This window comes from Pseudomonas sp. LB3P81 (assembly GCF_054897965.1).
Genome location: NZ_JBUBVG010000001.1, coordinates 1,089,670 through 1,114,086, shown reverse-complemented (window position 1 = coordinate 1,114,086; position 24,417 = coordinate 1,089,670). Strand labels below are relative to the sequence as shown.

22 protein-coding genes and 1 pseudogene are annotated in these 24,417 nt (G+C 57.5%); 16 read left to right on the top strand and 7 right to left on the bottom strand.

Annotated elements, in window-relative coordinates:
* Positions 1–3 precede the first annotated feature (3 nt).
* The 13 genes from ACYZTL_RS05005 (at position 4) to ACYZTL_RS04945 (ending at position 12,162) form a co-directional block, all read left to right on the top strand.
* Positions 4–1,380, top strand: coding sequence for an oligosaccharide flippase family protein (locus ACYZTL_RS05005; protein ID WP_461950850.1), 1,377 nt, complete (start codon positions 4–6; stop codon positions 1,378–1,380).
* Between the two features lie 99 nt (positions 1,381–1,479).
* The gene (locus ACYZTL_RS05000) at positions 1,480–1,674 is read left to right on the top strand and encodes a hypothetical protein (RefSeq protein ID WP_461950849.1); all 195 of its coding nucleotides are present in this window, start codon (positions 1,480–1,482) and stop codon (positions 1,672–1,674) included.
* Positions 1,671–3,134, top strand: a complete 1,464-nt coding sequence (locus ACYZTL_RS04995; protein WP_461950848.1) for a GMC oxidoreductase — start codon at positions 1,671–1,673, stop codon at positions 3,132–3,134. The genes ACYZTL_RS05000 and ACYZTL_RS04995 overlap by 4 nt, the downstream gene beginning before the upstream one ends.
* Positions 3,135–3,209: 75 nt before the next feature.
* Complete coding sequence (locus ACYZTL_RS04990) at positions 3,210–3,821, top strand: acyltransferase (RefSeq protein WP_461950847.1); 612 nt, start codon at positions 3,210–3,212, stop codon at positions 3,819–3,821.
* Positions 3,818–4,774 carry a glycosyltransferase family 2 protein gene (locus tag ACYZTL_RS04985; RefSeq protein ID WP_461950846.1) on the top strand — a complete coding sequence of 319 codons (957 nt, stop codon included), beginning with the start codon at positions 3,818–3,820 and terminating at the stop codon, positions 4,772–4,774. Before ACYZTL_RS04990 ends, ACYZTL_RS04985 begins: the two co-directional genes overlap by 4 nt.
* An 8-nt stretch (positions 4,775–4,782) precedes the next feature.
* Entirely contained in the window at positions 4,783–5,334 is a 552-nt protein-coding gene (locus ACYZTL_RS04980) for a serine O-acetyltransferase (RefSeq protein WP_461950845.1), read from the top strand.
* Positions 5,335–5,339: 5 nt separating this feature from the next.
* Entirely contained in the window at positions 5,340–6,317 is a 978-nt protein-coding gene (locus tag ACYZTL_RS04975) for a glycosyltransferase family 2 protein (protein ID WP_461950844.1), read from the top strand.
* A gap of 7 nt (positions 6,318–6,324) precedes the next feature.
* A complete protein-coding gene (locus tag ACYZTL_RS04970) occupies positions 6,325–7,314 on the top strand; it encodes a DUF535 family protein (RefSeq protein ID WP_461950843.1) in 990 nt (329 codons plus the stop codon).
* A gap of 12 nt (positions 7,315–7,326) precedes the next feature.
* The gene (locus ACYZTL_RS04965) at positions 7,327–8,529 is read left to right on the top strand and encodes a glycosyltransferase (RefSeq protein WP_461950842.1); all 1,203 of its coding nucleotides are present in this window, start codon (positions 7,327–7,329) and stop codon (positions 8,527–8,529) included.
* Positions 8,526–9,713: a glycosyltransferase family 2 protein gene (locus ACYZTL_RS04960; protein WP_461950841.1), complete on the top strand. Its 1,188-nt coding sequence runs from the start codon at positions 8,526–8,528 to the stop codon at positions 9,711–9,713. The genes ACYZTL_RS04965 and ACYZTL_RS04960 overlap by 4 nt, the downstream gene beginning before the upstream one ends.
* Positions 9,713–10,447, top strand: coding sequence for a WecB/TagA/CpsF family glycosyltransferase (locus tag ACYZTL_RS04955; RefSeq protein WP_461950840.1), 735 nt, complete (start codon positions 9,713–9,715; stop codon positions 10,445–10,447). Before ACYZTL_RS04960 ends, ACYZTL_RS04955 begins: the two co-directional genes overlap by 1 nt.
* Before the next feature lie 158 nt (positions 10,448–10,605).
* Positions 10,606–11,748, top strand: coding sequence for a hypothetical protein (locus ACYZTL_RS04950; protein ID WP_461954260.1), 1,143 nt, complete (start codon positions 10,606–10,608; stop codon positions 11,746–11,748).
* A 78-nt stretch (positions 11,749–11,826) separates the two neighbouring features.
* Complete coding sequence (locus ACYZTL_RS04945; protein WP_461954389.1) at positions 11,827–12,162, top strand: hypothetical protein; 336 nt, start codon at positions 11,827–11,829, stop codon at positions 12,160–12,162.
* A gap of 150 nt (positions 12,163–12,312) precedes the next feature.
* On the opposite strand, the gene ACYZTL_RS04940 is transcribed toward ACYZTL_RS04945, so the two are convergent.
* From ACYZTL_RS04940 to ACYZTL_RS04930, 3 genes are all read right to left on the bottom strand, one after another.
* Positions 12,313–13,737 carry an undecaprenyl-phosphate glucose phosphotransferase gene (locus ACYZTL_RS04940; protein WP_461950839.1) on the bottom strand — a complete coding sequence of 475 codons (1,425 nt, stop codon included), beginning with the start codon at positions 13,735–13,737 and terminating at the stop codon, positions 12,313–12,315.
* Positions 13,738–13,970: 233 nt separating this feature from the next.
* Positions 13,971–16,358 carry a DUF3772 domain-containing protein gene (locus tag ACYZTL_RS04935; protein WP_461950838.1) on the bottom strand — a complete coding sequence of 796 codons (2,388 nt, stop codon included), beginning with the start codon at positions 16,356–16,358 and terminating at the stop codon, positions 13,971–13,973.
* A gap of 129 nt (positions 16,359–16,487) precedes the next feature.
* Positions 16,488–17,672, bottom strand: coding sequence for an acetyl-CoA C-acyltransferase family protein (locus ACYZTL_RS04930; protein ID WP_461950837.1), 1,185 nt, complete (start codon positions 17,670–17,672; stop codon positions 16,488–16,490).
* A 781-nt stretch (positions 17,673–18,453) separates the two neighbouring features.
* Between ACYZTL_RS04930 and ACYZTL_RS04925 the strand changes: the two genes are divergently transcribed.
* Positions 18,454–18,672, top strand: coding sequence for a hypothetical protein (locus tag ACYZTL_RS04925; protein WP_461950836.1), 219 nt, complete (start codon positions 18,454–18,456; stop codon positions 18,670–18,672).
* A 7-nt stretch (positions 18,673–18,679) separates the two neighbouring features.
* On the opposite strand, the gene ACYZTL_RS04920 is transcribed toward ACYZTL_RS04925, so the two are convergent.
* Positions 18,680–19,582: a LysR substrate-binding domain-containing protein gene (locus tag ACYZTL_RS04920; RefSeq protein WP_461950835.1), complete on the bottom strand. Its 903-nt coding sequence runs from the start codon at positions 19,580–19,582 to the stop codon at positions 18,680–18,682.
* Between the two features lie 144 nt (positions 19,583–19,726).
* On the opposite strand from ACYZTL_RS04920, the gene ACYZTL_RS04915 reads away from it, so the two are divergent.
* Positions 19,727–21,028: an NAD(P)/FAD-dependent oxidoreductase gene (locus ACYZTL_RS04915; RefSeq protein WP_461950834.1), complete on the top strand. Its 1,302-nt coding sequence runs from the start codon at positions 19,727–19,729 to the stop codon at positions 21,026–21,028.
* Positions 21,029–21,079: 51 nt separating this feature from the next.
* Positions 21,080–22,168, top strand: coding sequence for a polyamine ABC transporter substrate-binding protein (locus tag ACYZTL_RS04910; protein ID WP_461950833.1), 1,089 nt, complete (start codon positions 21,080–21,082; stop codon positions 22,166–22,168).
* Positions 22,169–22,171: 3 nt separating this feature from the next.
* Here ACYZTL_RS04910 and ACYZTL_RS04905 read toward each other — a convergent pair whose 3' ends face one another.
* From ACYZTL_RS04905 to chrA, 3 genes and pseudogenes are all read right to left on the bottom strand, one after another.
* The gene (locus ACYZTL_RS04905; RefSeq protein WP_461950832.1) at positions 22,172–22,684 is read right to left on the bottom strand and encodes a DUF6644 family protein; all 513 of its coding nucleotides are present in this window, start codon (positions 22,682–22,684) and stop codon (positions 22,172–22,174) included.
* Positions 22,684–23,034: a DUF6152 family protein gene (locus ACYZTL_RS04900; protein ID WP_461950831.1), complete on the bottom strand. Its 351-nt coding sequence runs from the start codon at positions 23,032–23,034 to the stop codon at positions 22,684–22,686. The genes ACYZTL_RS04905 and ACYZTL_RS04900 overlap by 1 nt, the downstream gene beginning before the upstream one ends.
* A 161-nt stretch (positions 23,035–23,195) precedes the next feature.
* A pseudogene (chrA, locus tag ACYZTL_RS04895) lies at positions 23,196–24,402 on the bottom strand (chromate efflux transporter).
* Positions 24,403–24,417: the final 15 nt, after the last annotated feature.

The window sequence follows — 24,417 nt, the reverse complement described above, 5'->3', positions numbered from 1 at the left end:
GTTATGCCTTCAATTGATTTATCGCCATCGTTGAGCCTGCGCAAGCGAGCGATATTCGCCGGGGCATGGAATCTCGGGGCACTTGTCACGTCTCAAGCCATACGCCTGGGCGGCAACCTGATCATGGCTCGCCTGCTGATGCCGGAGATGTTCGGCATCATGATCATCGCGACCACCGTTTCGGTGATCCTCCATTTGCTTTCCGATGTGGGCTTGCGCCAGAACATCATCCAGAGCCCGCGTGGCGACGATCCGGTATTTCTCAATACTGTGTGGACCGTGCAGATCGTGCGCGGTTTTGTCCTTTTTGCCTCAACACTTCTGATCGCGGGCTTTGCCTGGTTTGCGCAGGTCATCAATCTGTGGTCGCCCGGATCCACCTATGCTGCACCGGAGTTGCCGCTGGTGTTGGCCCTTACTGCTTTGTCCGCGATCATCTATGGTTTTCAGTCGACAAAAATCGACGTGGCCGTTCGCGCATTCCAGCAAAAGAAAGTCGTGCTTGCCGAGTTTGCGTCCCAGATTTCCGGCCTGCTGGTGATGCTGGTTATCGGTTACTTCACCCGGTCTATCTGGTCGCTGGTGGGGGCGGGTCTGGTCTCCGCCCTGGTCAGTACGCTACTAGGTCATTTCTGGTTTCAGGGCCCGCCTAATCGTTTGCTGTGGGATCGTACTGCGCTCCAGGAGCTAGTCGTCTTCGGGCGCTGGATATTGTTGTCGTCGGCGGTGGGCGTACTGGCCATGAATGGCGATCGCATCTGGTTCGGCGGCAGCATGTCGGCCGCCGAACTGGGCGTCTACTCCATTGCCGTGCTGATTCTGGGGGCTATTACACTCGGCGTGCAGAGGTTGGTCGGCGCCGTGGCGTTGCCAGCCTTCAGCGAGGCGTCAAGAAACAATGACACCGTGCGGCTCCGCGCTTTGTATGACCGCTTCCGACTGATTATCGACATCGCCTTGCTGTTTATCTGCGGACTGATGTGGACCATCAGCCCACTCATCATCCACTGGTTATACGATGAGCGTTATGCCGAGGCCGGCAACATGATGGCCATTCTTTCACTGTCTTTCTTCACATTGCGCTACGGCGTGGCGCATCAAGCCTGGCTTGCCTTGGGACTCACGAAGTACCAGGCCATGGATAACATTGTTCGCGCCGTCTCGTTATGGGTGTTGCTGCCTCTGCTGCTGGCCGTTGGCGGAGTGAAATATGCAATCTGGGGTGTCGCGCTGCATACGTTTCCTACACTTGTGCTAATTGTTTATGTGAACTGTCGTGTGGGGCTGTTCGATCTCAAACGTGAGCTTGTCGTGCTGCCAATGTTGCTGGTTGGGGTGTTGTGCGGGGAGTTGGTGCTGGCCTTTGCCAAATGGCTTTGATTTGATCGAGGCACTTGCTACACCCTTCGGGGGGAGCGATGGGGTTTGATGTGTAGTTAAAAAAACAAACGCAATTTTAATGCCGTGGGGCTTTGAATCATGAGTGAACTTGATTTGAATACCTCTGTGATGGGGCGCAGAGAATTCCTCCAGGCGTTTGCCTTACTGAGTCTTGGGGGGATGACATTTGGATTGTCCTCGCTCCTTGCTCCGCCTTCTTCTAAAAAAAACGGATTTGTCGTAGTCAACGGCTGGGTGTTGCCTGCCCAGTATTTTCGGCAAACGCGAACATGATCAAAGATTACCAATCGCAAAAAGAACTCCGCGACCGCTATGACTTCTGCATCATCGGAGCCGGACCGGCGGGCATCACGCTGGCGTTGCGCCTGGCCGTGAATGGTCGACACGTGCTGCTTCTCGAGGGCGGGGGGCACGAATATTCACATCCCTCGCAAACCCTCTACAACTGCACCTCGACAGGCATGAATGTCTACGCTGAAGAAACACGTCTGCGCTTTCTCGGCGGTACATCCAATCACTGGGCGGGGCGTTGCCGTCCCTTCGAGAAGTCAGACTTTGACGTGGCCCCTCCTGTCAAACTGCCCGGCTGGCCCATAGCGTTTTCCGAGATCGAGCGTTATCTGCCAGCGGCCATGGACATTGTGGATCTCCCGTCGGATGCGGGATTCAAGGCCATTAATGCGTCCATGGATGGCAACGACTTTCAAGCGGATCGTTTCCTGCTAAGCCCGCCGACGCGATTTGCACAAAAATACGCCAAAGATCTTCAAGAGACCGAGGGGCTTGATGTCTTCATCAATTGCAACTGTGTCGATCTTGAGTTCGATAGCAAGGCTGGCCGCATAGCCTCCATCGTTGTGTCGGATTACGACAAGCACCGAGAACGAGTGACGGCCAAACACTTCATTCTGGCAACGGGCGCCATCGAGAATGCCAGGCAACTGATGAACAGTGAGTCCCTGGCATCCGCCGGTGTCGTCAGTAAGGACGGTTTCGTCGGCAGGTGTTTCATGGAGCACCTGAACCTCGACCTGGGGACCTTCATTCTGGGAGAGGGGCAGAGTCCCGAGCCTCGACAGTACTTCACGACCGATGCATTTACAGCGCAATATCAGTCAGGCAAAGGGAATGTGTCCGCATCACTCCTGGCGGAAGTGCACGCCTATGGGCGAACGGCTGCCATCAAGGACTTTTTGGAGAACCTCGCCTGCGATGTCGGGTTGGCGCACAAGATCGATTTTATTACCCACTTCAATTGCCCCGGGGATGGGGTGATTACCACCCTTATCGAACAATTTCCCAATCGAAACAGCCGCCTCACTTTGCTTGAAGATCGGGATGCATTGGGGATGCGCAAGGTCAACATCCATTGGGAACTGGCCCCCGAAGACAGGCATACCATCAAGTCCATAGGGCTGGAGGTGGCGAAGTGTTTTGCCGAGACGGGGCTGGGCTTCGTCAAGCTGGATGAGTATGTGTATGACGTCTCTGTGCCACTGAAAGTAGAGCCCCATGCTCATCATATGGGGACTACACGGATGGCCTCGGCGCCTGAGTCCGGAGTGGTCGACGAGAACTGCAAAGTGTTCGGCATCGACAATCTTTACGTGACAGGCAGCAGTGTCTTTCCTACAGCCGGTGCGAGCAATCCGACCATGCCTCTGATACAGCTTGCCCTGAGGCTGGCAGATCATCTTAATCATCAAGCGGGCCCGGCGAGCAGATATTCCTGATACTACAATCAAAAATACCGGGGTGTATCTGGCTCTGACACGGATGAGAATCTCAGGATTTGTGAGGCTGACAGGATGATAGGGCTGGCAAGGCGTGCTGTAAGTTATTTCGTCAACAAAACGGGGCGGGGGCGCTGGATCTATATACGGTTTTGTAATCCTGACGGGTTTGAGTGGGCTCGATATCTGGCGCGCTGGGGATCGCTTCATTCCGTCGGCAGCAATGTGTGGATCAATGTCGGGTGCAGTATCGCTGACCCTTCGCTGGTGCGCCTCGGCAGCAACATCGCTTTATCGGATTGCACGCTGTTCTGTCACGATGGAGCCGTTTTCTTCTCCACTCTCTACAACGTAAAACTTGATTCTGTCGGACCAGTCGACATCCGTGACAACTGTTTTATCGGGCATGGTGCGATCATCTTGCCGTGCGTGACCATAGGTCCGGGTTCAATTGTCGCCGCAGGTGCTGTTGTCAGGAAAGATGTTCCGCCTGGTGCTGTGGTCGCGGGCAATCCAGCGAGGGTTATTTGTACCGTTGAAGAGCTGATGAAAACATTCGAGTCGCGCTGCAACGACTATCCGTGGATGGACATGATCAGAGAACGCAGCAGTGCCTATGATCCACGCGTGGAGCCGGCGCTGATGGCCATGCGAGTGCAGCACTTTTTCGGCGAGCCACCAAAATGACCCGTACTCCCCTTGATGTGCTGGTCGTCAACTACAACACGGCGAAGCTGTTGCAGCCGATGTTTGATGCATTGCGCCAGTCAAACAATGCGGATCTGATGCGCTATCTGGTCGTGGACAATGCCTCTGCCGATAATTCGCTGGAGCGTCTGGAGAATGTTTGCCCGGAGGCATTGCTGCTGGCCAATGAAAATAATGTTGGCTTTGGCCGCGCCAACAATCAGCTGGTTGAACACCTGCAGGGCAAGTATGCGTTGCTCATCAATACCGATGCCTTCGTTGCCGCCGACACCCTGAAAAAAACCCTCGAATACATGGAGGCTCACCCGGATTGCGGTGTCCTCGGCGTTCGGCTGGTTGGCCGGGAAGGTGATCTGCAACCCTCGTGTCGCTACTTTCCGACGCCGCTGAATGTCTTCCTCTCGCGTACCGGGCTTGAACGGTTTTTCCCCGTGGTGAAGAGGGTGGATGACATGGACTGGGATCACGCCTCGGTCCGCGAGTGCGACTGGGTGCCTGGCTGCTATTACCTGATCCGCCGTGAAGTCATCGACCAGGTGGGCTTGTTCGATCCGCGCTACTTCCTTTATTACGAGGAGGTCGATCACTGCAAGCGCGTCAAGCAGGCCGGCTGGAAGGTGGTCTACTACCCGGACACCACGGTGGTGCATATCGGCGGTGAAAGTGCCAAGACGGTTGTCGAGCTCAATGCGGTCAGTCGACAGATACCCAAAATGCAGATCGAAAGTGAGCTGTTGTATTTCCGCAAGCACCACGGTCTGCCCGGTTTGGTCCTGCATATGTTTCTGGTGTGCCTGGGTGATCTGATTCTGGCGCTCAAGGCATTATTGAAAGGTCGGGGCCGAGCGGCCATCGGCGCGTGCTGGCAGCATGCGCGTGCCACCTGGGCGCTGCTGCGTGAGACCAAATTCGCTAGCCAACCAACACGGTAGAGCCATTCATGTTCGAAAACATACGTGCGGACTTGCGTGCATACGCGGGCGATTGGGGGGCTCAGGGCTTCTGGGTGATGGTAGTTTATCGCTTCGGACGCTGGCGCTACGGCGTGCGTCCGGCGCTGTTGCGCAAGCTGCTCTCCTTTATCTACAAAGTGCTCTACAAACTGGTGCAGATCCTCACGGGCATCGAGCTGCCCTGTGAAGTCGTGGTCGGACGCAACTTTGTCATCGATCATTTCGGCGGCATCATTATCAGTGGTTATGCGCAGTTCGGCGATGATTGCCGGATCCGCAATGGCGTGGTCGTGGGGCTGAAAAACGTCAACGAGCCATTCGCCCCGGTGATCGGCAACAACGTTGATATCGGCACCGGGGCCAAGGTGCTGGGCAATATCCGCATTGGTAACAACGTCGTCATTGGTGCCAATGCCGTGGTGCTGACCGATGTACCGGATGACTCGGTGGCAGTGGGCGTACCCGCAATTATCAAGAGAAGGCAGTCTGCAGAAGCAACAGCATGCTCCGTGGGCACTTCCGACTGCGACGCTGAGTGAGCCCCATGGCGATTGGCATGGGTGTCGTCGTTATCGGTCGCAACGAAGGCCTGCGGCTTGAGCGTTGCCTGGCTTCGCTGGTCGGTGCGGCAGAGCAGGTTGTCTATGTCGACTCCGGATCAACGGACGATTCGGTGCCGATGGCAAAGACGCTTGGGGTCGAGGTGGTCGAGCTGGATATGTCGATCCCGTTTACGGCGGCGCGCGCGCGCAATGAAGGATTTGCCCGTCTGCAATATTTGCTGCCGGCGATGCGTTACGTACAGTTTGTCGACGGTGATTGCGAGGTTGTCGAAGGCTGGTTGTCCCGGGCACAGGCCTTTCTCGAGGCATGGCCTGAAGTGGCGGTGGTCTGTGGACGGCGCCGCGAACGTTTTCCGCAGCGCTCGATTTACAACTTGTTGTGTGACCTCGAATGGGACACGCCGATAGGCGAGGCCAAGGCCTGTGGTGGCGATGCGTTGATGCGGGCCGATGCCTTCGCCGCAGCGTCGGGGTTTCGGGCGGATCTGATTGCCGGGGAAGAGCCCGAATTGTGTGTGCGCCTGCGGGCGAATGGATGGAAAGTCTGGCGTCTGGCTGAGGAAATGACCTTGCACGATGCGGCCATGACCCGCTTCGGCCAGTGGTGGCGGCGTACATTGCGCGGCGGCCATGCCTTTGCCGAAGGCGCGTTTTTGCACGGGGCTGCACCGGAGAAACATTGGCTACGGGAGTCGCGTCGTGCCTGGTTCTGGGGCTTGGGTGTGCCCCTGGCGACGGTGGTCGCGATGTTGATGCTGGGATGGCCCGGGCTGCTTTTGCTTCTGGTCTATCCATTGCAAGTCGTGCGCCTGGCTCGCCGGGGTGGTAGATCAACGCGCGAAAACTGGCTGCTGGCTTTATTTCTCGTACTGGGTAAATTTCCCGAGATGCTCGGACAAGCCAGGTTTCTTTTGAACAGATTCGGCACCGGCAAGTCGGCGCTGATCGAATACAAGTGAGACGTCCATGAATAATTGGCTGCTATTGAAAAGCGTGTTTTCCTTGCACGCGGGCTATTCGTTAAGAGCCTTGAAAAACAAGCTTAAATTATTGGTTTTGATTGGACGAAACTGGTCGGGGCTCAACGTGTTCCTGGGGCGCATGTCGAACGCCCTGGGCAAGTCCGGTGTCGAAAAGTTGGGCGGAGACTGTATCGGTGTTGTTCATTGGCCATACATCAGCAAAAACTGGAGCGCTCAGGACAGATTGGGTGTGCTGGCTTCGCATTACGAAGTCATCACAAAAAGTTGCCCGCAATTATTGCTTTTCGGGCGAAGCGAAAGCCTGGTGTTGAGTGACTTGTCGGAATTCTCCGCGGGTTGCTCCCTGGTGCTGGATCGTCCGACATGGTTCATGCGTGAAGGGGAGTTGGTACTTAATTTGTTTCAGGGTGATTTGCGCATTGCATCTATCGCATTCACCTTGTGCCGCACGGACACTGAGTTATGTATTTTTATCGGCGCCGTTCAAGGGATACACAAAGGCGTGGAGAGTGATCTGTCGTTGAGCATCTACAGGGACCTGACAAAAGATTTTGAAGGTCTACGGCCAAGAAGCTTCCTGATCGAAGTGATCAAATACCTTGCAATCAACCTCGGCGTTGAAAAAATGTATGCGGTAGGGGATGGGTATCGCCACCATCGTCATCCGTATTTTGGTACTGAAAAAGCTCAGGATCTGGCGGCAAATTACGACGTCATCTGGTTGGAGCACGGCGCGACGCCCTCAGAGCGCGAAGACTTTTTTGAGATTCCCATGGAACCGTCGAGAAAACCGCTCGACAGTATTGCTTCAAAAAAACGCGCCATGTACCGCAGACGCTATGAGCTTCTGGATGACACGTTCAGAAAGTTAGACAGCGTGTTGTCAGCCAGTTACAGCAAACGGCGTGACGTTCCTGACAGTCGTACGAGTGTGGAATCACCTGCAGCAATAACCCTCCGCAACGACAACTAAGCCTGGGTTCCTATGCGCATCGCTTATTTCATCAATCAGTACCCCAAGGTCAGCCATAGCTTCATTCGTCGCGAGATTTTGGCGGTGGAACGTCAGGGTTTTGAGGTGCAGCGTATTGCGCTGCGTGGCTGGGACGCCGAGTTGGTGGATGCGGAGGACGTGTCTGAACGCGATAAAACCCGGTATGTATTGCAGGACGGAGTAAAAGGGCTGTTGGGGCCCGCGCTGCAGGTATTGCGCCTCCAGCCGCGACGCTTCTTTTCGGCACTGTGGCTGGCGTTACGCATGGGCTGGCGGGCTGATCGTGCATGGCCGTATCACGTGGTTTATTTGCTCGAAGCCTGCCGCCTGCTGACTTGGCTACAGGCGTTCGGCGCCGAGCATGTGCATGCGCATTTCGGTACTAACTCCACCGAGGTGGTGATGCTGGCCCACGCACTCGGCGGGCCCGCGTACAGTTTTACCGTGCACGGCCCGGAAGAGTTCGACAAACCGCAGTTCATTCATTTGGGCGAGAAAGTACGCCGCGCGGCTTTTGTCGCGGCCATCAGCTCTTATGGCCGCAGCCAGCTGTTTCGCTGGGTGGATCATTCGCACTGGGCCAAGGTAAAAGTGGTGCATTGCGGCCTGGAGCGCACGTTTCACGATGTGCCGCCCGTTGCCGTGCCTTCCGTGCCGCGTCTGGTTTGCGTCGGTCGCTTGTGTGAGCAAAAGGGCCAACTGCTGTTGCTGGAGGCCGCCCGCATCCTGGCCGAGCAAGCTGTGAAGTTCGAGATCGTACTGGCCGGCGATGGGGAAATGCGTGGGCAAATCGAAGCCCTGGTTGCACAGCATGGCTTGCAGTCGCAGGTACGAATTACCGGCTGGATCAGCAGCGACCAGGTGCGCACAGAAATTCTTGCCGCGCGGGCCCTGGTATTGCCCAGCTTTGCCGAGGGTTTGCCGGTGGTCATCATGGAGGCCATGGCGTTGCGCCGACCGGTGTTGACGACCTATGTGGCGGGCATTCCCGAGCTGGTGCGCCATGGCGAGAACGGCTGGTTGTTTTCCGCTGGCGAAGTGGAGGAGCTGGCGGCGGCGATGGCGGACTGCCTCGCGCAACCTGTCGAGGTATTGCAGCGGATGGGCGACTCGGCCTATCAGCGCGTGGTGGAACGACACGATATCGATACCGAAGCAGCCAGATTGGCCAATTTGTTCAGGGCGCAAGCATGATCACATTACTGGGTTGGCTGTTCAGCGCACTGCTGGTACTTATCGTCCTGCCGGTGTTGGTGCTGTTTGCGCAGGTGCTGCTGGCCTGTCTGCCTGTGCGGTCGCGTTCGTCGGCACCAGGGCCGCGGCCGCGGGTGGCGGTGCTGGTGCCGGCGCACAATGAATCCTCGCTCATTGTTTCGACACTGGACAGCATTCGGTCGCAGCTACTGGAAGGCGATCGCCTGTTGGTGGTGGCGGACAACTGTTCTGACGACACGGCGTCGCTGGCCCGCGCGGCGGGTGCCGAGGTGGTGGAACGCAGCAATGATCATCAGCGTGGCAAAGGCTATGCGCTGGACTTTGGGGTACGTCAATTGGCGAGCGACGCGCCGGACGTCATGATCGTCGTCGATGCCGATTCCCGGGTGGGTGAGGGCTCGATCGAGCGTTTGGCAATGTGCTGCATCCACTCAGGGCGGCCGGCGCAGGCACTGTATTTAATGCATGCTCCAGCGGGTTCCGGGCTGAAAGTGCAGCTTGCCGAGTTTGCCTGGTGTGTGAAAAACCGGGTGCGGTCGCAAGGTTGGGCCCGGCTTGGTTTGCCTTGTTCATTAATGGGCTCGGGGATGGCTTTCGTCTGGAAGGATCTGGCTTTGATTGATTTAGCCACTGGCCATATCGTAGAAGATCTGAAGATGGGCCTGGATTTCTGCCGAAACGGCAAGCCGCCGTTGTTTTGCCCAGAAGCCCTGGTGAGCAGTTATTTTCCGCGCAGTGATGAAGGCTTGAGTACCCAGCGTACGCGTTGGGAACACGGTCATCTGGGGATCATTCTGGGTGATGCGCCAAAGTTGATGGTGGAGGCGATCACTCGGGGTAACGGGAGTCTGTTGGCTATGACCTTGGATTTATGGGTCCCGCCGCTGGCCTTGCTGACGTTGGTCTTGGGCGCAGCCTTTGCCCTGTCATGGCTGGTGTTTTTGCTGGGCGCAGCGTGGGCGCCCGCATTGATCGCTTCGGTCGGGATGGTCCTGTTGGGAGGGGCTATCCTGCTGGCGTGGAGCCGGTTCGGTCGCGGGATCATCCCTTTTTCGACTTTGTTGTATGCGCCGTTCTACGCGTTGAAAAAAATCCCCCTGTACATCGGCTTTGTGCTCAAGCGCCAGGTCGAGTGGGTGCGTTCGAAGAGAGATGACAATTAATGCACGCTTCGTCCTGGCAGCACCGCTGGCAAACGATTACCCGCAAACTCAGGGTGGTCAGCGACGTTGATGATGAGCAAAGACTGATTGATGCGTTATCCAGACCTGACGTGACGACAGTGCTCGGATTCGCCAATGCCCATGCCATGAATCTTGTGGCAGCCAATACCGATTACCATCACGCGCTGCTGTCAGCGGACGTGTTACTGCGCGATGGCTCCGGCCTGGCCATCCTGTTTCGTCGCCTCGGTCTGGAGCCGGGGCTGAATATGAATGGCACCGATTTCATCCCCAAACTGCTGGCTGCGTACAAGGGCCGGCGTGTGGCTTTCTGGGGCACTGAAGAACCTTTTCTAACCAATGCGGTGCGGCATGGCGAAGCGGAATTTGCGGTCAATGTTGTCTCTGCTCACCATGGCTTCGCGACAGTGGATACCTACATAAACCTTGCCCGGCAGTTTCAGCCGGAACTGGTTGTGCTCGGGATGGGCATGCCCAAGCAAGAAGCCGTTGCTGCCAGGCTGGCCGACAGCGGCGCCCCCTGTCTTGTCGTGTGCGGCGGGGCAATCCTGGACTTTCTCGGCGGCAAAGTGACTCGCGCTCCGCAATGGGTGCGCCGTCTCGGCTGTGAATGGGTGTTCAGACTCCTCACTGAGCCAAAGCGATTATTCCGTCGCTACGTGATGGGTAATCCACTGTTCCTGTTGCGTACGCTAGTCTTCAGGCAAGCCTGACGTAACAGGCCTTTTGACTCTGGTTTAAGCTTTTCCGGCGCCATAAAAACAGCGCTTGAAATATTTGCAAAACTTCGGCGATGCACCTTTACTTCATGTTGAAGTTGTCGACTGATTTGAAACTCAATGGCCATTTCTTGAATTGTGCTAATAACCAAATGAAAGAATATATAGCAGAATTAATGCGTCAGTTGTTATCTCCTTCAATGCGATTTGAGCTAAGGAAAGCTGTCGCCTGGCTGCGAGATATCCTTGGGCGAGCCTGTTTTTGGCGCTGGGAACTTGTCAGGTTCCGACTGCGGGAAGACAGCCGCTACGACATTCTCTATGTGGGCAGGAAAACACAGCGGGAATTTGTGAAGGTTTTACTGGGAGTTCAATCTCAAGCGGTTGATGGTCAGTTGAAGTTGAGCAAGTCAGACCGGACGGTATGGGTCAGTGAAATGCCGACCCCGGGGGCATTATATGTGCCTCAATACCTGAGTGCTGTCGTGCCGCTGAGTCGGTCAATCGACGAGATCACCGCGAGATACAACACCGAGTTACGCCGGAATCTGCGCAAGAACCGTCTGCGCTACCGCATGAAACAAGCGTTGAACGATGACGAAATTGAAAGTGCAGACCGCGAAATGCTTCAGCCTTATGCCAAGGCCAGGCATGGTTCAGCCGCTTCGCAGATTGAAGCCCGTGAAGTTCAGCGGGTGGCAAAGATTGCCGGGCGACTCGATCTGGTGGTGCTGGAAGACGAGATTGTTGCATGCCATCTTGGCTGCGTAGTCACCCGGGCAGGCAAGCGTTATTGGAGTACCGTGCGCTTCGGTTACCCTGATGTTGTGTTTTCAGATACAAAGAAGTTGCGTGAAGTTAATTCCATTACCACATTCATGGCGCTTGAGTGGGCGATTGAAAATAGTTTTGACTATTACGATATCGGAACGTGCCTGGCACGTCCGGACGACGGACTTCTAGAGTGGAAAAGAAGACGCGGCGGTGATGTTGATACGCTGGGTAATCACGGCTATTTGTTTATTCAACTGCCCAGGACTGGCGCAGCGCAATTTCTCTGGGAGGCGCCTTTATTTGCTGTAGAGGGCAAAAACCTGACACTTCATCTCGGATTGCCGGACGGGCCGAGTGATGAGGAAGTTGCGAACCGATATCGCGAAATGGGTTTTGGTGGCCTGTCCAAAATATATCTCCATTGTTCCAGAGTGCCGGGAGAAGTGCTTCTCGACACTTTGCGCAGTCGTTACGCTCATTTGAATGCACCCCCTGTTCTGGAAAGTATCGTATCCACCTGAACAAGTCGTTGGGTTTGAACAAAGTCAGTTTCGCCAATAACGCTTGTTGCTGTTTGTCCATGTCTGGATGAGGTGGCTATGTCTCAATTTAATGCATTGACCAGTGGCGGCCAATCGAAGTGGAGCCTTGCTGCGTATAAGCACCTTTTCAAAACACGCGTCACACGGACGCCGTCGTTGACCCAGCAGCGCCAGGTCGTGAAAACCTGGGAAATTGCTCCGGGAGAAATCGCGGTGGCTCCGGTTTTGCAGCCGCCTGATCGTTTCGTCTGTTTCTTCAAGTACCTGACCGATCGTGATCAGCAGAACTTTGGTTTTGTGGTGGGTACGCCTGCAGGAAGTGGCTTCACCATCGACCCTGATGAAGTTGAGCGCACGCTGGATCTCTTTCCGTCATCGTGCGGCGAGGTGTAGGAGCGAGCTTGCTCCGGGCGGCGTTCCGACGATGGACGACCGACCACCGCGTTTAACCAGGTAACACGCGCTATCGTTAACGAACATCGCGAGCAATCGAGCGTCGACCGGCTGCTCCTACAGTTTCACCTGGCAGGCATTCACGACGCACTAATAGGCTTGTTTGCCGGAGAAGGCAGATATCGTTCGTACAAGAATGACGAAGTCGAGCCAGAGCGACCAGTTGTTGATGTACTCGATGTCTGAGTCAACCCGCCGAATCATTTGTTCTATAACTTTTGTTTCACCGCGAAGGCCACGTACCTGAGCAAGACCGGTGATGCCCGGTTTAATGTTGTGACGCGCAAAGTAGCCCGAGACATCGGGCGAGTACTGCATGTCGTGTTGAATCGCGTGCGGGCGAGGCCCCACCAGCGACATTTCTCCCATCAACACGTTGAACAACTGCGGTAGCTCATCCAGGCTGGTTCGCCGAATAAAGGCGCCCACCCTGGTCACGCGTGGATCATTCTTTTGTGCCTGCTGGACGGTGCCGTCTGACGGCTGATGGACCACCATGCTTCTGAACTTCCAGATACGGAAAACTTCGCCACTCCATCCCATGCGTTGCTGACGAAAGAACACGGGGCCGGGGTTATCGATCTTGATCGCAAGGGCGACCATCGCCAGCACTGGCGCGACAAAAAGCAGGATGAGAAAAGCCCCGACCTTGTCTTCGAGATTCTTTAGAAACAGTCGCATACCCATCAGCGGAGTTTCAGACAAGGTCAGCACGGGAATGCCGGAAATCTCGCGAACACTGTGGTTGATCAACTTCAAGGCGAAAATGTCAGGTACCCAGTTAACCCTGACGTGTTTATCGAACAGACTTAAATAAACCTTCTGGATAACTTCGGAGCCACCCACAGGGGTCACAAAATAGACGGTACGAATGGCGTGCTTGACAACCAATTCATCAAGATCAGAGATATTGCCCAGTATCGACAGGCGTGGTGCGCCTTCCAGGCCTTCCTTTCCCCGATCATCATCCGCGCCAATCAACACACAGCCGACGATGCGCTCACCCAGCCAGGGGTTATTGCTTATTTTCTTGTAAAGGTAGTTGGCCAGCTCGCCCGAACCAATGATCAGCGAATTTTCCAGTTGCGTCGGATGGGCCAGAAACTTTTTCTGCATTTCGCGCGTGGCAAGGTGCAGCAGCAACTGGGCAAAATAGCCAAGAACAAACAACTCCCCAACCAACAGCCGCGAATACTGTTCGCTGGTTTTGGTTAGAAAAGCCATGGCCACGAGAAAGCCAAAGGTCGCGGTCCACGCCTTTAGAAGCTTGAAGGCTTTGACGGTAAAGCCGACATTGCTGCGATAAATAGCGTAGTGGTCGTACACGACGGCCAATGCCCCAAGCAGCAGCAGGAGCAGGATGACGTAGTCTTGGGAAATGAAGCCGATATGATAATTGATCAAAAACCACGCGACACCGGTTACCGCAACGCAATCGAGACCGGCCTGAACGACGATACTGGTGCTGCTTCTACGCTGGAGAACGGAACGGGTACTGTTGGGCTCAAATATCATATTTAGACCTCATTTGCTTTCCCTTGCGCTCGATAATGACGGGATTCAGGTCAAAACAGCCCTCGCTTGAGAGCCTCAGCGTCACACACAAGCTGCTCATACTTGTGACAGGTCTCCACCCTCAAATGTGTAAATCTGGCGAGACGAAGACGGGTGCTATCACTTTAGCACCAGTGTGGATCATTCACTGGATCGCGGCGGTTTCTTACAATATTCAGGCATCGCACACTGAATCACACCGCCGGTGCCGGCTTCGCCAGTTCGATACCCGCGGCACCCAGGCGCTTGAGAATTTCAAACAACAGGTCGCTTTTGGTGATGCTGACAATTCTCGGGCTGCTGACATAACCGGTGATGGTCAGCGTGATGCCTTCGGGCGTCAGTTTGCTGAAGCGCACCACCGGCGCCGGTTTGTCGAGAATGGTTTCGTGCTCGCAGTACGTGTCGTAAAGCAGGTTTTTTACCTGTTCGGGGTCGATGTCCAGGGGAAAGGTCAGTTCAAGTGTCGCCACCCCTTGGGCGCTACCGCCCAGGGTCACGTTGCGCAGGTTCTGCGAGATCAGCTGCGAGTTCGGGACGATGACAATCGAACGGTCACTGAGCTGGATTTCGGTGGCCCGCACGTTGATCCGCCGGATGTCGCCTTCGACCCCGCTGATGCTGATCAGGTCGCCGACTTTCACCGGGCGCTCGGTCAGCAGGATCAGGCCGGACACGAAATTCTTGACGATCTCCTGCAAGCCAAAACCAATCCCCACCGACAACGCGCTGACGATCCAGGCCAGGTTGGTCCACTGTACGCCCAGTGATGACAGCGTCATCAGGATGACCAGGGCGTAGCCAATGTTGGCAAACAGCGTGGTCAGTGAGGCGCGCATGCCCGGGTCCATCTCGGTTTTCGGCAGGAACTCCTTGTCCAGCCATTGGCCCAGCGTTTTAATCAGATAGATGCCAACCAGCAAGGCCAGGGCGGCATTGAGCAAGTGCCCGGGGATGATGTTCAGTTTGCGCAGCCCGGCGCCACCGAGAATGGAAAAGACGCTGGTGAGCAGTTGCCCCAGCGTCGTGCCGACACCGCCGACGAACAGGGTAACAAGCGCCAACAGCAACAGCCCGGCCCGACCGACTCCCGACAGAATGGTCGAGATCTGCTCCAGGCGCCGGTCTTCAATGCCCAGCAACTGTTTTAGTGCCTTGCCGCTGGGGCTTTTGATCGAAAACAGGTACTCGCAGGCATCCTTGAAGCACTGCATCAAGAGGTAGAAACCGGAAAGAATGATGAATCCCCAGACCAGTTCATAGGTGATGAACCTGGCCAGGGACACGTAGCCGGTCAAGAGAGATAACAGGGAAATCACCATCGAGAGACCGGTGATGGTGTAGAGCAGACCGGCGAACGTCCTGCCAGCTTCATGGGCTTCTCCAGTAGCCACGACGACTCTTCGGACTCTGCCGGTGCGCCACAACAAGTCCACCAGAACAATCGAAACCACCAACGCGGCGATGCCTCGGGCGGCGATCACGATGTCGCTGCTCATGCCGGTGGCGTTGATAATCTGGTTCATCGTCACCAGAACCAACAGCACACCCGCGAGAATTCGGGGATAAGGTTTGAGTGACAGCGCCACCGGATCAGCAAGCGCCGGCAGCCGCCAGGACGGGTGGCGCGTGGACAGCAGGGCACGGCTCAGCGCGGTGATCAGGACGCAGGTATAAGCGACTTTTTCGAATTCCTGGGAAAATGTCGTCAGCAGCGGTGTCAGCGGCGTCTGACGTGTGAAGGTATAAAACAGCAGTAGCAGGGACAGACCGACGGTCAGCACCGTGGCCAAAACGGAGGCCAATGCAAGGGAGCTTCGACGCAGGCGTCCTTCCGGCATCCGGTGAATGCACAGCCAGGTCAGCCCTCGTTCGGCGAGCCAGCGGCCGAGCGTCCAGATGACCAGGGTCAGCAGTAACAGGGCACTGGTGATAAGACGTTGGCCCGGTTGCCAGGCGGCCCTGGCGACTTCTCTCGCCTGATCGAAGAATATTCTGAAGCGCAACCGATCGTCCATCGACGGGGCCATGATCGGGGACCAGAAATCGGGGTTCAGGATGCTTCTGGTGCTCAGGGTCAGTTCGCTTTCCAGCAGATTGCGGCGGATGCCGGCAATCTGAATGATGACCTCGGTGGCGCTCGCTTTCAGGGCGGCCAGGGTTTTCAGGGTGGCGTCGACTTTGTTTTTTTGCTCGGTGAGCGCGACCCTTTGCGCGGCGATATCGGACTGCTCGGCCGCGGTGTCATCAAGCGGGACAGGCCCCAACACACCCAGTTGTGCGCGTAGTTGAGTTTGCAGCGGAAGCAGCGAGGCCGTAAGGCGATCGACATCCAGCATGAACATCTGGACCAGGTCCTGCGGGCCCTCCAGCTGGTTGAAGTTATCGACCAGCGAGATCTGCTGTTTGAGGCCGTCCAGCCGTAGTTGCAACGCCTGGAGATCGCTCTGGGAGACAGCGAGGGCTGCGTTTGCGACCCTTGGCGCTGAAGCGTCTGGAGGGGCCGCCGCCGACAGCATTCCGGGCCCCGCCCCGAAAAGCGTGAAAGCGACGAAGATCATGGCTTTCAGTGCATGACGCATAGGAGTGTCCGACTCTGTTGTTAGTCATTCAGCCTATGAGGTTAGGTCATCACGTAAACCTTCGAAGAATAGTTTGGTCGGCGGCGCTCAACCCGGCCCCCCGCTGAACGGGGGGGCAGGGTGGATAAGTCAGACGCGTTCGAACAACACGGCGATGCCCTGGCCGCCGCCGATGCACATGGTTGCCAAGGCATAACGGCCCTGAACGCGGTGCAGTTCGTGAATGGCCTTGGTCGCGATAATCGCGCCGGTGGCGCCCACCGGGTGACCCAGCGAGATGCCCGAACCGTTGGGGTTGACCTTCTCCGGGTCGAAGCCCAGTTCCTGCGCCACGGCACAGGCTTGTGCGGCGAAGGCTTCGTTCGATTCGATGACATCCAGGTCGGCCACGGTCAGGCCGGCGCGTTTGAGGACCAGTCGGGTGGCAGGGATCGGACCGAGTCCCATCAATTCCGGCTCGACACCGGCGTGGGCGTAGGCGACCAGTCGGGCCATCGGCTTGAGGCCTTGCGCGCGGACCATTTCACCAGTGGCCATGATCAACGCACCGGCGCCGTCATTGAGGCCGGAGGCGTTGCCGGCGGTGACGCTGCCGTCTTTTTTGAAGGCCGGTTTCATCTTGGCCAATTGCTCGGCATTGACCTCGGCACGCACGTGTTCATCTGTCGCAAAGGTCACGGTGCCTTTGCGCGACGCCACTTCGATCGGCACGATCTGACCATTGAACCGGCCTTCGGCAATCGCCCGCGCCGCCCGTTGCTGGCTGATCATGGCCAGTTCGTCCTGGGCCTGGCGAGTGATGCCGTAGCGCTCGGCGATGTTTTCCGCGGTGATGCCCATGTGGAAACCGCCAAACGGGTCTTGCAGCGCGCCGAGCATGTAGTCGACGGCTTGCATGTCGCCCATGCGTGCACCCCAACGCGCTTGCGGCAACAGATAAGCGCCACGGCTCATGGACTCGACGCCGCCGGCCAGCGCCGCCCCGGTATCGCCCAGCATCAGGCTTTGCGCGGCACTGACAATCGCCTGCAAACCGGAACCGCAGAGACGGTTGACGTTGAAGGCCGGCGTCTCTTTCGGCAGCCCGGCGTTCATTGCCACCGCCCGGGAAATGTAGGCGTCACGTGCTTCGGTCGGGATCACGTGACCCATCACCGCATGGCCGATATGCTCCGGAGCCAGCCCCGAGCGCTCGATGGCGGCGCGGCAGACGTCTGTGGCCAGTTGAATCGGCGGCACATCCTTGAGCGAGCCGCCGAAGCTGCCGATGGCGGAACGGACGGCGCTGATAACGAAAATGTCGGATGGGTTCATGAGGGTTTCCCTGGTTCAGTCTGGTGCGCGTTGGCACTGTTATTGGGGGAAAGAGTCTAGGGGCAGCGACGGTGTTGGCCTATGTCGAAAGTGCTCAAGGGGGGTGGTGTTTTTTGCCATTTCAGGTGGGGTTGGGGGCATATCCGTTTCTGCGGTAACGGCGGCTAGCGGTTTCGCTCTTACATCTATGGTTCCCCCCTTTCTGCATTACTGTTTTTGATGTCGTGTTTGGCTTGCTTTCATCTATTTGGCGTCTGAGTGGGGTTGCTAGCCCCGCGCTTCGATGAGAATCGATGCCCAACGATCCTTATTAGCGAGGCGGCCTGCCAGCCGACCTGATATCAGGTATACGCGTTCCCCTGTGGGAGCTGGCTTGCCTGCGATGGTCGTCAACGTTAATGCGTGCAGTCAGAATGAACGCGGTGTCCTGACGTTTTTCGCGAGCAAGCTCGCTTCTACAGTTGATCGGTGTCGTTCCCAAACATCGGGTTAGCCGCGCACGGCCATGGATGGCCGATCGCGGCGGGCCCACGGAGCAGGACCGGAACGAAAGGGGCAAGAGCCCTTGGTTACTTGGGGCTTCTCCAAGTGACTCGCTAATGAAATGGCTACCCCGCCGCCCCGGAAAAACCAGCTCAAAACACGTAACCCCCGTCGTGGGACGTCGCTGGCAAAGTATTTACGGACAAGTTTGTAATGCAAGGTTCGCCGTATGTCGGGCGCCCGGAACGGTCACCCACTCATGTACTTCCAAACGAAGACAATCCTTGGGAGTTCGACCATGACCGATGATCTGAGACGGGACGCCCTGGCGGCCTGGTACAAGCTCCTCGCACAGCCCGAGATCATGGATGTGGAGGAGCAATACGACGAGTTGCTCAAGGCCGCCGATGAGATGGAGCGCGCAGGACTGATCAGCAGCGCGGAATGGCGAACGTTGGTGCGCGAGGCCGGGGTGGCTTTCTCCAATGCGACACAAGGGGTGGGCGGAGGCACCTAGGGCTCAATCAACGCTGACCGGCTTGCTTTTCCGCCTGCTGCGCAAACCATTGCAGGATCAGCGCGCAGGCCGGATGTGCGGCGGCTGAATATTGCAGATTCAACGCGTAAACACCTCGTGTTTCCAGCGGGCGGCCGAACGGGATGACGAGCACGCCCCGTTCGATCGATTCCCCCGCCAGCGTCCTGTCAGTCATCGCCACGCCCAATCCCCGTGCTGCTGCATCGAGCGCCAGTTCGTCGAGGTTGAACGGGATGTGGCGGTAATCCTCCAGCGATTTGCCGCCATTGGCTGACAGCCACTGGACCCAGTCATGCCGGTCCGCCGAGCGATGCAGCAACGGGAAACTCACCAGGTCTTCCACCGCCGCCAGTGGCCGCGTCGAGGTGCCCAGTCCGGGGGCGCACACCGGCACCAACGCTTCCTTGAACAGGGTCAGGCAATCCGGATCAGGGGACGGTTCGGGCAGATAGAGGATGTAGGCATCACTGTCGATGGCCGGCTCCACCACTTCCGTCGCCACGGTTTCGATCGACAGCGAAACCTCGGGATGACTTCGATAGAACTCGCTCAATTTCGGCAGCAACCAGCGAACCGCCAGCGACACGTGCATGCGGATGCGGAAGGGGCGTTCCTGCGGTGCGAGCCGGTCTTCCAGTGCTTTCAGTTGCTCCAGGATATTCCGGGCGGTGCCCAGCACCTGTTCACCTTCCGGTGTCAGCCGGACATTGCGGCTGGTCCTCGCGAACATCGGCACGCCGAAGTGGCTCTCCAAAAGCTGAATTTTTCGGCTGACCGCACTTTGGGTCAGACACAGCCTGGCCGCCGCTTGGGTGAAACTGCCCGAGTTGGAAACTTCCACCAGCGCCTGCAAGGCCTGGAGCGAGGGAACGTGGCGAATTTTATCCATGCGTTTTATGAATGGCTCGATGATTTTATAACGTTGGTTGTATTACTACAGGCCTTATAGATTCTAGCTCTGGCGAGCATCTTCCGGAAACGCTCATGCGATTTCGGCATGTGCTCGCAGAACGACAGTCCAATGAGGTGAGGCATGACCAATGAATGTGGCTGGATTGCGCAGACGGGAAGTTCACCCGCTCGCCGTCCTCTCAAAGGCACGGAAAAGGCCGACTGGCTGATTATCGGTGCCGGCATCACCGGACTGAGTGCCGCGCACTCGCTCGCGCAAATGCACCCTCAGGCGCGGATCGTGATCGTTGACCGGCAGCGCGCGGCGCAAGGCGCCTCGGCGCGTAACTCGGGTTTTGTGGTGGGCCACGAGCACCCGACCAAGGATGAACTGATCGGCAACCACGGCTTTGCCGGTTATGAAGTGGACACCTCGATTTCACGCGCCGCCAGTGACGAAGTACGCCAGCGCATCGCGCGTCACGGCATTGAATGCGATTTCCGGGATTCCGGCTATTTCTTCGCCGTCAGCGACCCAGGCAAGTTGACCGATGTCGAGGCCAAACTGGCGACATTGCGCGCCGTCGGCGCCTCTGCGCAATTTCTGCAAGGTGATCAGCTGAACGAAAAACTCGGCACCCGGCATTACCAGGCGGGGATCTGGTGCGGCCACGGCAACGCGCTGCTGCAACCGGCGAAATACGTGAAGGGCTTGCTGGATGCGCTGCCGGAGAACGTGACCGTCTTCGAGAACACCGACATCACCGGTCTGGAGCGTTCGGGCATTGGGCGTATTCAAGCCAATGGCACCGCCGGCAGCATCGAGGCGAAGCAAGTCATGGTGTGCCTGAACGCGTTCATTCCCCGTTCGGGCATAGAGGATAGCCGAACCTTCCCGATGGAGCTCAGCGCCAGCCTTACCCGGCCCCTCAGCGATGAAGAATTTCAGTCCATCGGTGCTGTCGAGCCATGGGGCGTACTTTCCACCCGGCCGCTCGGCGCCACGGTGCGACTGACCCCGGATCGTCGCGTGATGATCCGCAACACCGCGGAATACCGTTCCCGTGACCTGACCGACAGCGAGCTGCTGCATCGGCGCAAACACCATGTGCTCGGCTTGCAGCGGCGCTTTCCGTTTCTGGGCGAGCAGGACATCCAGTACACCTGGACCGGACATTTGAGCGCTTCGCGCACCGGGCAACCCTATTTCGGCAAAGTCGAAGAGGGCGTGTTTGCGGTGGCCGGCTGCAACGGTTCGGGTGTCGCGCGCGGCACGCTGTGGGGTCGGCTGCTTGCCGAAATGGCCTCGGGCACTTGCTCGCCAATCCTCGAATCGGTCATGCACAGGGCGCAACCGGGCTGGCTGCCGCCGCGTCCTTTGCTCGATATCGGTGCCATGCTTCGAATGCGCGTGGAGGCGGTTAGGGCCAGAACAGAAATCTAAAAACCCCGGCAATCAAAAAACAACAAAAGCTCATCAACAAGGTGATTGAACATGTGCGTGAACACTATTCCCCTGATGGTTGTACTGACCCTGTTGTCGGCCGCCACTTACGCGGACGACGTCGTCAATATTTCCAACTGGAACGGCTACATCGCCGACGACACTCTGCCCAGTTTCACCAAGGCAACCGGGATCAAGGCGACTTACGACATCCATGACAGCAACGAAGTGCTGGAATCGAAGCTGATGACCGGCAATACCGGCTACGACGTGGTCAGCCCTTCGAACCATTTCCTGTCGCGCCTGATCAAGGCCGGGGCCATTCAGAAACTCGACAGGAGCCAGCTCCCCAACTGGAAAAACCTTGACCCGGCGTTGATGAAAAAACTCGAAGTCAATGATCCGGGCAATCAGTACGGCTATCCGTACATGTGGGGCACGGCGGGGATTGGCTACAACGTCGAGAAGATCAAGGCGATCTTCGGCAACACCGATGTCACCCATTCGTGGAAGCTGTTTTTTGATGAAGAAAACATCAAGAAGCTTAGCCAGTGCGGCGTGGCAATTATCGATAACCCGACGCAGATTCTGCCGATCACCCTCAATTACCTGGGCCTGCCGCCCCATAGCCACGAGCCGGCGGATTACAAGAAAGCCGAGCAGGCGCTGCTGAAAATCAGGCCGTACGTGCAGTATTTCCATGCCTCCAAGTACATCAGTGACCTTGCGAACGGCAATGTCTGCGCGGTGATCGGGTTCAACGGCGACATCGTTCAGGCGGCCGCCAGCGCCAAGGAAGCCAACAACGGCATCGATATCGCCTATTCGATTCCTGACGAAGGCTCGACCCTGTGGTTCGACATGGTGGTCATGCCGAAGAGCGCGCCGCACGAGAAAGATGGCTACGCCTACATGAACTACCTGCTGACGCCGCAAGTCATTGCCAACATCAGCAACAGCATCCACTACGCCAACCCCAACCTTGCTGCGGATCAGTATGTGACCCCGGCCGTGAAGCAGGACCTGGCGATCTACCCGCCGAAAAGTGTGCTGGACAAGCTGTTTACCGTCGAGGACCTGCCGGCGGCGATTGCGCGGTTGAGCACGCGTCTGTGGACCAAACTGAAAACCAATACCTGATCATCAGGTGTAGGCCAGCAGCCGACCGCACAACACCACGGTGAGCCATAACGCGATCGACAACAGCGCCTGGCATTTTGCAATGCCGGGCGCACCGACAGCGGTGTTCCATTGATTGACTGAACGATAGACACCGACGTGGAACAGCACTGCGTTGAGGCCCGCCGTCGCAATCAGGCAAAGCTTGAGGATAAAGACACCGTTGGAGGCAAAATCATGTGGGTGGGCTGAAAACATCATCAGCCCGGCAGGCACGATCAACAGCAGGGCAGCGACTGACCAGGTCAGGAGGTGGCGAGCGAGGTCGGTCACGGCAATGTTTTTCGACAGCCCGAGCACGCGCAGGTCAAACATCACTACGGAGCCGACCAACACGGTGAACCCGATGATGTGAACCACCTCCACCATCGGATACAGCCATAAGTCGCCCCGCATGGCAGCGCCCAGTTGCGAGTCACCCACCCAGTCCAGCCAGCTATCCGCACCCGAACCCGCGCTGGGAGTGAAGGTTTGCATCAGCGTAACTCTGTGGTTTTGCCGCCGACGGTAATGCGTTCGGCGCGCAGTTCATCCGGTTTGTTGCGATTCTGATAGCCGACCACGCTGGCCGTACTGCCGACACTCAGCATCTCCCGGGAAAGACCACGGTTTTCCATACGCGAGGGCGGCGCCAACACCACGTTCCAGGTCTTGTCCGGTGTTTTGAGGCGCACGAATCCATGAGGATGGGAATAACCCGATTCTTCGATCGTACCGTTCAATTGCAAGGGAGTGCTGGAGTCGTATTCACTCCAGCCGTGATGAGCGAACGCCGCGGTTGCCGCCAGTATCAATGACAAACCAATGCCGCCGAGCATGCCTTTCATGACCTGTCTCCTGATGCACGCCATCAATAAACTCAAGTCGCGAAGTACAGTTGGTTTTTAGAATAGCTCGCCCATTTTCGGTGTTACGTCGAGGGCACCAGGATTAGTGTTTCTGAAAAAGTAACTGCGTGAAAATCAAACGGTTATTCACCCGTTTTTGATTACCCGGCGCTCAACAGCCATCCCGCAACTCCGCAGCCGAGCACCACCAGCCACGGCGGCAGCTTCCAGAACATCAACGCAACAAGGGCGACCAGCGCCAGACCGAAGTCTTGTGCGGTGAAAATCGCACTCGTCCAGACCGGTTGATACAGCGCGGCCAGCAGCAGGCCGACCACCGCTGCATTCACCCCGGCCAGTGCAGCCTGTGTGCGAACACTACTGCGCAACCGTTCCCAAAAAGGCAAGGCGCCCAGGATCAACAGGAACGACGGCGCGAAGATCGCCAGCAGGCAGATCAACCCGCCGAGCCAGCCCGATGGCGCAAGGCATCATGGATGCACCGAGGAACGCGGCAAACGTGAACAGCGGACCCGGTACGGCCTGCGTGGCGCCATACCCGGCGAGAAACGCTTCATTGCTGACCCAACCGGAAGGCACCACCTCGGCTTGCAGCAGCGGCAGCACGACGTGGCCGCCACCGAAAACCAGTGAGCCGGCCCGGTAGAAGGCATCCACCAGCGCCAGGGTTTGACTCGGCAAGAGTTGATTCAAGATCGGCAGGCCGATCAGCAGTGCCAGAAACAGCGACAACCAGATCGCGCCGGCCCGTCGGCTGAGGGGGATGGGCAGAGGATCGTGCCCGCCACGCTGCGCGGGTTTGAACAACAGCAGGCCGGCGACGCCAGCGGCGACAATCACGCCGACCTGCGCCCAGGCGGACGGTTCAAGCAGAACGACGCAAGCCGCAAACATCATCAGAGTGACACGCAGTCCATCGGTGCACAGGTTGCGCGCCATCCCCCACACTGCTTGCGCAACCACCGCGACGGCCACCACCTTGAGCCCGTGCAGCGCGCCGGGCGCCAACGCCGTGCCGTATCGGGAAATGCCCAGTGCGAACAGGATCAGGGCAACGGCCGAAGGCAGCGTAAAACCGGCCCACGCGGCGAGCGCCCCGCGATATCCCGCCCGAGACATGCCCAGTGCAATGCCGACCTGGCTGCTGGCCGGCCCCGGCAGGAATTGGCACAGCGCCACCAAATCCGCATAACTGCGCTCCGACAGCCAGCGCCGTCGAGTGACGAACTCATCACGGAAGTAGCCCAGGTGGGCGATGGGGCCGCCGAAAGAGGTCAGCCCGAGGCGCAGGAAAATCGGAAACACCGACCAAGCGCTGCGGCGGCTATCGGCACGAGGGTCGTCCATGCAGGCGTCTTCCTG